Annotated in this window: 11 protein-coding genes and 1 tRNA gene; all 12 read right to left on the bottom strand. The window is 31.0% G+C overall.

The features are described from left to right. Positions 1-365: 365 nt before the first annotated feature. Positions 366-1,247, bottom strand: a complete 882-nt coding sequence (locus J3477_RS08470) for a metal ABC transporter solute-binding protein, Zn/Mn family (protein ID WP_371876592.1) — start codon at positions 1,245-1,247, stop codon at positions 366-368. Positions 1,248-1,554: 307 nt separating this feature from the next. Beyond that, positions 1,555-4,332 (bottom strand): ATP-binding protein, encoded by a 2,778-nt coding sequence (locus tag J3477_RS08475; RefSeq protein WP_206869326.1) that lies wholly within the window; start codon positions 4,330-4,332, stop codon positions 1,555-1,557. Next, positions 4,322-5,461: a metallophosphoesterase family protein gene (locus tag J3477_RS08480; RefSeq protein WP_206869328.1), complete on the bottom strand. Its 1,140-nt coding sequence runs from the start codon at positions 5,459-5,461 to the stop codon at positions 4,322-4,324. The genes J3477_RS08475 and J3477_RS08480 overlap by 11 nt, the downstream gene beginning before the upstream one ends. A gap of 102 nt (positions 5,462-5,563) precedes the next feature. Continuing rightward, on the bottom strand, positions 5,564-5,782 hold the full coding sequence (locus tag J3477_RS08485) for a hypothetical protein (protein ID WP_206869330.1): 219 nt from the start codon (positions 5,780-5,782) through the stop codon (positions 5,564-5,566). Between the two features lie 279 nt (positions 5,783-6,061). After that, positions 6,062-6,259, bottom strand: a complete 198-nt coding sequence (locus J3477_RS08490) for an alpha/beta-type small acid-soluble spore protein (protein WP_183278684.1) — start codon at positions 6,257-6,259, stop codon at positions 6,062-6,064. 184 nt (positions 6,260-6,443) lie between these two features. Next, positions 6,444-6,839 carry a hypothetical protein gene (locus J3477_RS08495; protein WP_206869331.1) on the bottom strand — a complete coding sequence of 132 codons (396 nt, stop codon included), beginning with the start codon at positions 6,837-6,839 and terminating at the stop codon, positions 6,444-6,446. 529 nt (positions 6,840-7,368) lie between these two features. Further along, positions 7,369-7,444, bottom strand: a tRNA-Trp gene (locus tag J3477_RS08500). 187 nt (positions 7,445-7,631) lie between these two features. Next, positions 7,632-9,290: a peptide ABC transporter substrate-binding protein gene (locus tag J3477_RS08505; protein ID WP_206869332.1), complete on the bottom strand. Its 1,659-nt coding sequence runs from the start codon at positions 9,288-9,290 to the stop codon at positions 7,632-7,634. A 65-nt stretch (positions 9,291-9,355) separates the two neighbouring features. Next, positions 9,356-10,330, bottom strand: coding sequence for an ABC transporter ATP-binding protein (locus tag J3477_RS08510; RefSeq protein WP_206869333.1), 975 nt, complete (start codon positions 10,328-10,330; stop codon positions 9,356-9,358). Positions 10,331-10,339: 9 nt separating this feature from the next. Beyond that, entirely contained in the window at positions 10,340-11,380 is a 1,041-nt protein-coding gene (locus tag J3477_RS08515; protein ID WP_206869334.1) for an ABC transporter ATP-binding protein, read from the bottom strand. 13 nt (positions 11,381-11,393) lie between these two features. After that, positions 11,394-12,311, bottom strand: a complete 918-nt coding sequence (locus J3477_RS08520; RefSeq protein ID WP_206869335.1) for an ABC transporter permease — start codon at positions 12,309-12,311, stop codon at positions 11,394-11,396. 15 nt (positions 12,312-12,326) lie between these two features. Then, the gene (locus J3477_RS08525) at positions 12,327-13,250 is read right to left on the bottom strand and encodes an ABC transporter permease (protein WP_206869336.1); all 924 of its coding nucleotides are present in this window, start codon (positions 13,248-13,250) and stop codon (positions 12,327-12,329) included. Positions 13,251-13,326 lie beyond the last annotated feature (76 nt).

Consider the following 13,326-nt stretch of genomic DNA (forward strand, 5'->3'; position numbering starts at 1 on the left):
GCGAGCAATTAGAATTAAATGATTTTTTCAGATGAAATGGCTCTAAAAAATCGCTAATCGTTCTTTATTAGCGATTTTTTCACGCATCTGCCTTTTCTGAACGTATGTGAAGAAATTCTGGCAGGCGATATATTTTTACTTTTTACTTTTTAATCAGATAGCCTTTTTATTTTCTTAAATTTAAGATATGAAAGATTTATAAAAAGTATTGATTATTAAAAAGTAAAACTGTACTGTTCGAACGTAGTGAGTTTACAGTTTTAGCCATGGAATATGACAAAATCATATTAATTCTTTGCGTAAGCTCATTAAAGCATCGGATGAATAACCAATTAATTTCAATATCGTGCTTTAACTGTATCTTATTATTTTAAGCTATTGTATATCTTATCTAAGTTATCTTTCATACTTTCATAGTAATCTTTATTGTCTTCTTTGCTTTCTATAGTGTAGATTGTTTGAATTTTAGCTCCTACCTCATTTGCCAATGTCTGTGACACCTTAGGACTTGCTAGCTGCTCTGAAAAGACGGTCTTTATGCTATTAGATCTACAGAACTCTACAAGCTCCTTTAGTTTTTGTGGAGTTATTTCTCCTTCCGCAAATACATCTTCTACACTCATTTGTGTAAGGCCAAAATCTCTGCATAAATATCCAAATGCCTCGTGACCAGTAACAAAATCTTTTGTCTTCAACTCACTGAATTTTGTTTTATTCTCCTGATAAAGTTTTTCAAGTTTATCAGTGAATTCCTTGTAGTTCTTTTCATAAAAATCTTTATTCTTACCATCAGCCTTAACTAAAGCTTCTTTTATGTTATAAGACTGAGTTTCAGCGTTTTTCAAACTTAGCCATATATGGGGATCAACTTTTCCATCAGTTTTTATTTGTTCTATACCCTTTGAACTATCAATTAGCTGAATTTTATTTTTATCCTCTATGGTCTCTTCAACCTTATCTAACCATTCTTCCATGCCAAAGCCATTATATACAAATACACTTGATTTGTTTAGCTCTACAAGATCTTTACTCTTAGGTTCAAAATCATGGGGCTCCATCCCTTCTGGAACCATTACATTTACATCTATCTTGTCTTTACCTATTGCCTCTGCAAATTCTTTTAAAGGATTTATTGAAACGGTAACTTTTAGTTTATCACTATCGGTTTTTCCTGTGCTTTTAGTGCATCCTACAAAACTAGTAACCAGTAATAGAGATGAAAGTATAGTTGCTATCTTTAAACCCAACCTTCTAATATTCATATTGACACTCCTTTTTGCAAATGATTTGCATTACCTTTAAAAGTATACAATCTATAAAAAGTATTGTCAATATTAGGTTGTAAAATACATCAAAAAACTCACTGAAGCGCTTTTCTTCAATGAGTTTTTTTGCGCATCTGCCTTTCCGAATATAAATGAGGAAAATCTGGCAGGCGAATAATTCTTGTTTTTTATTGTATAGACTAAAAAACTTCTAAAGCAGTTAAAATATATAGGTTTAAAGGCCATAAAAATTTTATATTTTCTTTTACAATAAAAAAACTTTTTTAAACTAAAGACTAATTATATTTATTCCATCCTTTGTGTCAGCTATATCTAATTCTCTTTTCTGACAAGTAAATAATATTATTTGTCTCACATCTGATATTTCATATAAATAATTAAGTATATTTTCAAGTCTTTCATCATCATATTGTACAAATGCATCATCTAAGATTATAGGTACATTTTTATCTTCAAATATCATATCAATTAAAGCAAGTCTCAAAGAAATATAAGCTTGGTCCCAAGCGCCATTACTTAAATATTCAGCCTTTAAATATCTTCCATCGTTACTTTGTTTTACGGTGATCTCAAAAGTTTCATTTATTTTCACATCTGAATACTTTCCCTTAGTGATTTTACTTAAAATAGCCGTAACTTTCTCATTTAACACTGGTCCAAAGCTTTTTTGTATCTCCTTGAAAGATTCATCCATGATAGCTTGAGCGACCTCAATTGCTCTTACAGTCTTCTCACCGTCTTTTATCTGTTCTTTAATTGATTCTATGTCTTCTTCAATTATATCAAGTCTTCTCGTTGTCAAAAATATGTTTTTTATGCTATATTCTATGTCTTTCATCTCTTTTTCTATATTGAGAAGTTCTTGTTGCTTTGAGCGAATATCATTTTCTATCTCATCCTCATTTTCATATGAAAATTCATTAGTCTCATTAATTATTTGTTTCACTTCATCTTCTATAGCTTGTATATCTCTATCTTTTAAAAGTAGCTTATAGGTTTCCTCAATTGAATTCAGCCTTACCATAATCTCTTCACGCTGCTGAAGCTTATATCTCATATTCTTTATTTCTTCAGGAATATCTTCAAGCTCTAAATGTTCTAATCCAAGTGTTTTTAATCTACTATAAATGGTATCCTTCTTTATCTTTATATCGTTTTGAAGATAATCAAGGTTTTTCCTTATTGATAATATCCTATTATCTATTTCTTCCTTTTCCTGAGTAATAATCCTATATTGCTTTATATTCTTCACAAACTCTTCAATATCTCTACTCTTTGTAATTGATAGAACAGAATTAATAACCTTCTCATTTTTTATTGCACTATCTTCTAATTCATAGAGATTCATATTTTTAATGCTATTTTGCTTTTCGCTAATCCTTGCATTAAGAATTTCTATTTGATTATTAAAAATATCAAAGGTATTCAAATATTTTTTAAAGCTTATATGATCAGTGCTTCCTGTAACATCAAAATATCTGTTTAATTGCTCCTCATATTGTTTAAGCGATTCTGTTAAAGTACTTATGACATTTTGTTCTTCTAAATTAATTAAGCCTTGCTTAATATAATATTTATTTTTGCTAGATGAAATAAACATCATTCCACTAATTATGAATAATATAAAGGCTATTATCAAACCAAGGTTTATGGGTAAAAAACTTATTACCGCAGCCAAAACTGAAAATACAGCACATATGCTCAACACTAATGAAACAGTGTTCATGGTTTTATTTTTAACTCTTAACCTTTCAATTTGGCTTTCTTCCACTTTCATTTTTGATTTTCTATCAATTAAAAACTTAATTTTCTTCAAATCTTCTTCATAATTTAACAGTAGCCTATCTACTTCTTCTCTGTGCTCGCTTATAGTTTTATAAGCTCTTAGATTATTTATCTTTTCTTCTATTTCATTCTCTATTTTAGCTATCTCTTCATTTGTATCCAATATCATAGATATCTTCTCTTCAATAAGCTTCTGTTCTATTGAAACTTTAATAAGCTTTTCATCAATATTTAAATCAAATTCTCCAAAGTTCTCATATACGCTTAAGTAGTTATTCTTTTCTTCAAGTTCTTCAAGAAACTGTTTTTCTTCTTCTTGCCTTTGATTATTTATGTCTAGAAGATTAAATACTCCTGTTACGTCTTCTTGTAGACCATCTAAAAAATAATAATCAATTACACCATTGCTAGAACTCAAATTGTATTCATATTCTTCTTTTCTCTTTTTTAATTCTTGACTTTTCCTTAGATAATCCGTTATTTCACCATACTCTTCTTTTAGTTTTAACCTTTTTAAATGTTTTTTATAAATTTCAAGCTTTTTAATAGTGATTTCAAGCTCATCTCTCTTGGCTTTAACTTCTAAATAGTTTTTTTCATTGTTCAAGTTTGCTTCAGCTAATCTTATAGCATTATTTCTCTCATCCAATAAGCTATCTAACCTTACTTTAAGCAAATCAAGCTTCCCACCTTTTCTTTGGGTTACCAGGGACTTTTTATACTGTTCTAGTGTATCTTTAGCTTTTTGATAAGATATATTTTCGTTTCCTGTTTGAAATGAATTAGATATTTTATGTAAAATATCATCTTCTTTTGAATTTTTCACTTCACCACTTAGTTGTTTAATAAAAAGAGTATTCTCGAATGCTGCAGAATTGACATCAAATATATTTTTCCCCACATTATCTATGTTAAGGTACGGAATTTCCTCACCAGTTATACAATCAATAGTTTGTATTGTATCTTCTTTTTTTGTACTTCCAAAAGTTCTGCTTATTATATAATTATCAGAATTATATTCAAAATAAATTTCACCTTCTGCTTTATTATCATTTAAATTAAGGTATCTAAGTCTTTCATTTTCTCTAACATCTTTTACTCTCTTACTATTCATTCCGTAAAAGCATGCTTTTATGAAGGTTTGGATAGTACTTTTCCCTGACTCGTTATGTCCATACACTATGTTAAAGCCCTCGGTAAAGTTAATCTCCTTATTTCTTACTTTACCAAAATTCTTAATATCTATCTTCTTAATTATCATTTAGTCTAATCTCTCCTTCAGAAAGACTTTGTATACCAATCTTTAATGCTAATTCATATATAGATTTCTCATCCTCAGTACATTCATCTATCTTTTCCATTATCTTCTTTGCAAATATACCTTTTACAGAGTGCTCTTCAATAACCTCCGATATATCTATTTTTATTTTTGTTGAATCTTCCAACTTAATAAAATAGAAATGTTCTCCTATCTTGTTGAGCAATACTTCTAAATCTATATTAAAATCTTCATGAATTTCTCCTGTTAGTATGATTTTATATAAATCCTTAGCTCTACTTTCTTCATTCACTACCTCTAATATCTTTTCTTTAATATCCTCATAATTCATTGCATCATTTATATTAACATGCACCACCAAATATGTTCTTTTATTCATCGGAATAAACTTAAGACTATTGAAATTCTGTCCAACTTCCCCTAATATAATTCCTTTTTCACCTAACTCATCAAAACCTCTTCCTTCTGGGCAGCCACAATAAGCATATAAGGTATTACCTGCTCTTTTAATTTGAGAAAATTGGTGTCTATGACCTAAAGCTATATAGCTCATAGATGAGTTCTCTATATCTTCACTAGTTATTGGATTATATTCATTTAAATTATTTCCGTTCTCCACTTCTCCGTGAAGCACCATTAACTTTATTAAGCCGTCATCCTCGTTATTAACTTTAAACTCTCTCAGCATAGACCTTTTCACATAATTACCTGTAAAACCAGCTCCGTACACAACAACATTTTTTCCTTCTAGCTTATGCCTTGTAAAACCAGCGCCAAATATATGAACATTATTAGGCCAGTTTATCATGCTATAAAAAGATCTATCATTATTAGGATCATGATTTCCAGGTGCTATAAACACTTCTATCTTGGGAATACCTTCAAGCTTTTTTCTCAATAAATCCAAGGTGCTCTTTCTCACACGTAAATTATCAAAAATATCACCTGCTAATAAAATCGCATCTACATTCTCATTACTTGCTAATTCAATTATGGAACTAAATGTATCCTGAAGCTCTTCCTTTCTTTGCTCTGCTATATCACTAGATAAGTCTGTAAAGGGAGTATCAAAATGCAAGTCGCTACAGTGCAATATTTTTACCTTATCCATAGTATCCTCCATTTATAATTTTCAAAACGAACTTTTGTTCTCATTTTAGCATAAAAATAAATCAAAAAAAAGAGGCTAAGCCTCTTTTTACTTATAACTTTGCTATTTATAAATATTTTGCCCAAAAGTCGCTTTATATGGGTAAACATCCTCTACACTTTTACCTAAACTAGTAGCAAATTCCTCTGCATTAACTTCTTTTATTGCTTTGCCATCCTTAAATACTTTTATGTTGTAAATCTGTCCTTCTTCGTTTATTAAAAATTCTCCATCATAACTTGAACCATCATCAAAAGTAACTATACCTTTTTTCCAATCCATCAGTTATTCCTCCTTGTAAAGCTTCTCTTCATCGCAAAGAAATTCTATTATCAAATCTCTATTGAAAAACATGCAAAATTAAGAGTAGCATATTGTTATTTAATTTAAGAAGAACTAATAAAAAATCTGCTAATTTTCTAAAGAATAAAAGGGCACAATTTCTTGTGCCCAGGTATTAGAATCTACTATCTGGTGGTACATCATTACTCATAGTAACTCCTCCCTTAATGGTCAGATTACATAACTAAGATTTAACCTACCAAATGCATCACACTATGACTAGTGATTAGTTGTCATGTGTCCTTCGAATTCCTCTACCATTCTTTTTACCATTTCTCCACCTACGGAACCACATTGTTTTGATGTTAGATCTCCATTATAATCACCTAATGGAACTCCTAGTTCTCTTGCTACTTCAAATTTAAACTTAGATAATCCTTGTTTCGCTTCTGGAACTAACGTTCTTGATCTTGACATATAACATTCCTCCTTTGGTTTTGATATGGTTTCTTCTGTACCGAAATATGCTAAATTAAACTTCAAATCTTTTGCTTACAGCAATATACTTAAAATTTGCTTCAGCTTAAACGATACATTAGCAGTAAACCTTTTTGGCTTACACTATTATGTTAACCATAAACAGTATTAATAGACTATTGAATTAAATGCAATTTTGGTATGTGCTACCTTTATAGTTCTTTATTACATTTATAGCTTCTCTGCTATTATTAACTAAAATTGGATTTATGCCTGAGTTCTTAATAAACTTCTTTATCTGGTAGCTTCCTATTATAGATTTAGGCATTATTATTATATTAATTGTCCATTCTTCTTTAGATGTATTTCTTAAAAATTCACAATATGTATCACTCACTTCTGATTTTACAAGTTCTAAATCAGAAACATCCATTACTAATATCTTATTATGAGTATTCATTGTTTGTATAACATCTATGTACTCTTTTATCATATATGTTAATTCTTCATTTCCTATATAGCCTTTAATGATATTCCTTATAATCCCTTTTTTCTTATAATACTTAAAATAATAGTACATTTTCCCACCCCAAATTTAATACTTAAGAGCCTTTTTAAATTTTATTTATACTTAATACAAATTTATAAGATTATAAAATTCATTGATCTATTATTTTCTTATTTAGATTTACTGTAATAATATATTAAATAATACCAATTACAAATTTTCACAGCAAACATAATTATACTATATTTTCTATATGTTGTAAATTTTATTATTAACTATATTATCGTCGTAATAAAATTTTACTGAAGTATAAATTATAAAATCTAATAAAACAATTTAAGATTATAGTCATACGTTTTGATGCAGAAATATAATAATTTCTTCAATATAGATGTACTACTTCAATCTTAAATCTATTTTCTAAACTCTTTAGGTTCTGAGAGGAGAATTTGAAAATATAAATTTTATTATGAAGTGATACATCAATACATCATAACTAATGTAATAATATTTTTGAAAGTTATTAACTAAATACAAGAAAAATCCACGAATATCCAAAAGAATATTCGCGGATTATCTTTGCAAGCTTCGTTTATCATATTGGCAGGGGCAGTAGGGATCGAACCCACAACCTACGGTTTTGGAGACCGCCACTCTACCAGTTGAGCTATACCCCTATAATAACACTTACAAAAGATATAATATCATATTCAGGAGACATTCGCAATACTTTGCTGTGAATTTTCATAAATTACGAATATTTAAGTAGCTTCATATTAAAAGGTAGCATCTTTGGCTAAATTAACAGCTAAAGATGCTACCACTTTATATATTATCTCATACTATAAGCAAGTGATAATAATCTTATTTAGAAGCAGCTTCTACTACAGTGTTTCTGAAGTACACAAATCCTAATGGAGATTTTTGTAAATCAGTTATATTGCTCTTAAGTGCAAGAACGTTAGTGTAGTAGTATATTGGTATTATTGGCATATCATTCATTAATATATCTTCTACTTTATGAAGGTCATCTGTTCTCTTTGCAGCATCAGTACCCTTCTTAGCAGAATCAACTAACTTGTCATATTCTGCATTAGTGTAACCAGGGTTATTATTTCCACCGTTAGTATAGAACATATCTAAGAATGTCATTGGATCATTGTAGTCAGCAATCCATGATGTTCTACATACCATGAAGTTATGCTTTGTTAAGTCATCTAATTGAACTTTTCTTTCTTCGTTAACTAGTGTAACGTCGATTCCTAAGTTCTTCTTCCACATTTCTTGTATAGCTTGAGCGATGTTTTGATGTCCTTGTCCTGTGTTGTACTTAATTTCAAGTTTAGGGAAGTTCTTTCCATCTGGGTATCCAGCATCAGCAAGTAACTTCTTAGCACCTTCAACATCAGCAGTAGTCTTTAGGTAATCCTTGTTCTTAAATTCCTTACCAGAACTATCAACTATTCCCTTTGGAACATATGATGTAGCAGGTTGTTCTCCACCCTTTGTAACATTTTCAACTATTGCAGTTCTATCAATTGCCAAGCTAAGTGCTTTTCTTACACTAACATTGTTTAAAGCTTTAGCAACATCAGCAGAAACGTTCTTGCTTGAAACATTTATTGCATAGTAGTATGTTCCAAGGTATGGATAAACTTTAGCTTTACCATCTTTGATTAAGCTTTGCTTTTGTTCTGCTGGTAATAAATCTGTAGCATCTATTTCACCAGATTCGAAAGCATTTAATGCAGATGTTTCATTATCTAATAATGTGTATTGGATTTTATCAAGCTTAACGTTTGATTTATCCCAATAGTTATCGTTCTTAACGAATGTCATATGATCTTTTTGAGCATATTCAGACATTTTGTATGGTCCGTTAGATACAAATGTCTTTGCATCAGTAGCCCATCCTTCTTTATTAGCTTCAACGATATCTTTTCTTACTGGGAAGTAAGTTGGGAATGCTGTTAAAGCTAAGAAGTAAGCTGTTGGAGCTTCAAGTGTAACTTCTAGTGTATAATCGTCAACTACTTTTATTCCTACATCTGTAACTTTAGCTTTTCCACCATTATATGCTTCACCATTTTTGATGTAATATAATTGGTAAGCATAATCTGATGCAGTTTCTGGAGCTAAAGCTCTAGTCCAAGCATAATAGAAATCATTAGCAGTAACACCTTTTCCATCTGACCATTTTGCATCTTTTCTTAAATGGAAAGTATACTTAGTTCCGTCGCTTGAAACATCATATTTTTCAGCAACTCCTGGATTAACTTTATTGTTAGCATCAACGTTTTCTAAACCTTCAAACGCATTAACATCAACAATACCGCCTTCAACAGAGTTGTTTAGACCTGGATCTATTGTTTTTGGTTGAGCCCCAAGGTTATACTTTACAACCTGATCAACCTTTGCTGTAGAAGATGCATCATCTTTTTTGCCACAGCCTACAAAAGTTGTTCCTACTACTAAAGTAGCAAGAATTAATGAAAGAACTTTCATTTTGTTTCTTTTTAACATTATTGTACCCCCTTATAATGGAAAATTGTATAATTTATTTAAACAAATTTATACCTAAAATAAAATTAATATAAATGACAGGCAACTGAATGGTCTTTACCTACTTCTTTTAATAAAGGTGTCACCTGTGAACAAATAGGCTTAGCATATTTACATCTATCTTTGAATCTACATCCAACTGGTGGATCTATTGGTGAAGGAGTTTCTCCTTGCAATACGATTCTTCTATTTTTGCTTGCCATATCTGGATCTGGTATAGGTATCGCTGATAATAAAGCTTGAGTATATGGATGTAATGGCTTGCTATACAACTCATTACTCTCTCCAATTTCAACTAGATGACCTAAATACATTACCCCAATTCTGTTAGAAATATGCTTAACCATAGATAAATCATGAGCAATAAATAAATATGTTAATCCTAAATCATGCTGTAGATCTTCAAGCATATTTACAACCTGTGCCTGTATTGAAACGTCTAGAGCTGATATAGGTTCATCACAAACTATGAACTCTGGGTCAACTGCTAAAGCTCTAGCTATACCAATTCTTTGTCTTTGTCCACCTGAGAATTCATGTGGATATCTTGATCCATGATCCCCATTAAGGCCAACTTTCTTTAAAAGATAAGTTATCTTATCATTTTTTTCACCTTTGCCAAGTAATCTTTGAGCATCAATAGCTTCACCTATTATATCTCCTACAGTCATTCTTGGATCAAGTGATGCATATGGATCTTGGAATATCATCTGCATCTTCTTTCTTAGAGGACGCATTTGACCTGGACTTAGCTTAGCTATGTCCTTACCATCATAAATTATTTGACCTTCAGTTGGTTCATATAGTTTTATGATTGTTCTACCAGTTGTAGTCTTACCACAACCAGATTCTCCTACAAATCCTAGTGTTTCACCTTTTTTTATGCTAAAAGATACATCATCTACTGCTTTAACATTAGACACTTGTGTACCTAGTATGCCCTTTTTTATCGGGAAATATTTCTTTAAATTCTTAACTTCTAATAAAATTTTATCTTCCATTTTGTCTAATTACCTCCCTGTGCCTTTTGGAGACTCTTCTACTGCTTCATCAGGTAACCTTCTTTCAACCTTTGGTGCCATCGGATGGTTTAACCAACAAGCTGAATAATGATTCTCTGATATATTAAATTTCTCAGGCATAGCTTCCATACAAACTTTCATTGCATGCTCACATCTTGGAGCAAAAGGACAACCCTTAGGAGGATTTAGTAAATCTGGTGGTGTACCTTCTATAGGTTTTAATCTTTCTTTAGTATTTAACTTTGGATTAGGAACGCTATTTAAAAGGCCCCATGTATATGGATGTCTTGATTTGTAGAAAATGTCATGTGTAGTTCCGCTTTCTACTACTACTCCACCATACATTACATTTATTCTGTTACAAATATCAGCAACAACTCCCAAATCGTGAGTTATTATTATAATTGATGTATTTAGCTTATCCTTTAATTCTTTAAGTAATTCAAGTATTTGAGCTTGAATTGTAACATCTAAAGCTGTAGTTGGTTCGTCAGCTATTATAAGTTTAGGATTACATATAAGAGACATAGCTATCATAACTCTTTGTCTCATACCACCTGAAAATTCATGTGGGTATTGCTTAAGTCTTTTCTCTGGACTTGGAATACCTACTAAACTTAACATTTCAACTGCTTTTTTTCTAGCTTCTTCACCAGTAATCTTTAAATGTTTCTTCAATGGTTCCATAAGCTGATCGCCTACAGTTAATACTGGGTTTAATGAAGTCATAGGATCTTGGAAGATCATACTCATTTCATTTCCTCTGATTTTTTCCATTTGTTTATCTGTAAAGTTACTTATTTCTTCTCCATTAAAAACTACTTTTCCACCTTTTACTTTTCCGCTTTCGGCAAGTAGTCTCATAATGCTCATCATAGTGATACTTTTACCACTACCAGATTCACCAACGATTCCAAGTACTTCTCCTTTGTTTAAATGAAAAGATACCCCTCTAACCGCCTTAACTTCTCCGACATGTGTGTAGAAAGAAGTCTGTAAATTATCTATTTCAAGTATTCTTTCATGCATTTATGTTTTCCTCCTACTTTCTCATCTTAGGGTCTAAGGCATCTCTTAAACCATCGCCAAGCATATTAAACGCAAAAACTGTTATACAAATTGCTAAAGAAGGAATTAATAATTGTGATGGATGAGTTCTCATCATTTCAACTGCCTCTGAAGCTAGAGTACCCCATGATGCTTTAGGTGCAGATATACCTACCCCTACAAAGCTAAGGAATGATTCAGTAAAAATAGCTTCTGGAATTGCTAAAGTCAATGTTACTATTATCGAACCCATACTATTTGGTATAAGATGTCTAAATATTATTGCAAACGGCTTAACTCCAAGTGTTTTAGCTGCAAGTACAAATTCTTGTTCTTTTAAAGTTAAGATTTGTCCTCTAACTATTCTTGCCATTGTTGTCCACATTGAGATAGTCATGGCAATAATTATACCCTTTATATCTCTTGAACCTAAAGCAACACTTATAAGTATTACATATATAAGCATAGGTATTGAGTTTAGTATGTCTACTATTCTCATCATTATCATATCTACCCAGCCACCAAAGTATCCTGATACACCACCGTATATTATTCCTATTAACACGTTTAGAGCACTTGCTACAAAAGCAACTGTAAGAGAAATTCTAGCTCCATATGCTACTCTAGTGAAAATATCTCTTCCGAACTTATCAGTTCCGAAAATGTGAGCTGCACTTGGTCCTTTATTAGCTATGCTAAAATCCTGTGTAGAATAATCATAGTGTGAAAACATCGGAATAAAAATAGCTGCCAAAGTCATAAGTATAATAACACCTAGTCCTAATAAGGCTAACTTATTTTGCTTAAGTCTTCTCCAAGCATCTTGCAAATATGTCATAGAAGGTCTTGCGACACCTTCTTTATCTTTCTCATTATCTGGAACTAATTCAAATAGATCCTTTGTAAATTCCATTATTCCACGCCTCCACTAATCTTGTATTTTAATTCTAGGATCTACAAATCCATATAAAATATCAACAACTAAATTACATACTACTAGGAATGCACAATAGAAAATTGTTAATCCCATTATTTCAGTGTAATCTCTATTACTAATACTTGTAACAAATTCTCTTCCTAGTCCAGGAATACCGAAAATAGATTCAACTACAAAGCTTCCTGTAAGTACTGACGCTAAAAGTGGTCCTACATAAGTAATTATTGGAATAAGCGAATTTCTAAGCGCATGTTTAACTATTACAACTCTTTGTGGTAATCCCTTTGCTTTTGCAACTCTTATAAAATCTTGTCTTAGAACTTCAACTAAGCTTGATCTTGATAATCTAGATACGAAAGCCATTGAGTAACCACCTAATGCTATAGTAGGTAAAACATATGAAGACGCTGTCTTCAAGCCTATTGCTGGAAATAATTTTAATTGTATTGCAAAAACATAAGTTAACAAAGTAGCCATTACAAAGCTTGGCACTGTTACACCTATAGTTGATACAACCATTGCAGCTCTATCCTGCCACTTGTTTTCCTTTAATGCTGAAAGTATACCTAGTAGTACTCCGAATATTAATGAAAATATAACTGAGGCTAATCCTAATCTTGCTGAAACCGGGAAAAACTTCTTGATGATATCATTAACAGTTGTTCCTTCATACATCATGGAAGGTCCTAAATCACCTTTTGTTACAATACTACTAACATATGTAGTGTATTGTTGAGACATAGGTTTATCTAACCCAAACTTCTTATTTAAGTTCTCAAGTATAGATGGTGGTAATTTTTTTTCTCCAGTAAATGGTCCCCCTGGTATTGCTCTGATTAAAAAGAAAGTTGCTGTTATTACTATAAATATAGTAAGTAAACTTATCACAATTCTCTTTAATGTGTATTTAAACATTTTTTAAGTCCCCCTTTAAATATGTTTACAAATGCTAATTTCTAACTAAATCTCTATTATGTGCTAAAATTCTACT

Source organism: Clostridium zeae (assembly GCF_017312485.1).
In the GTDB taxonomy this organism is placed as follows: domain Bacteria; phylum Bacillota; class Clostridia; order Clostridiales; family Clostridiaceae; genus Clostridium_AR; species Clostridium_AR zeae.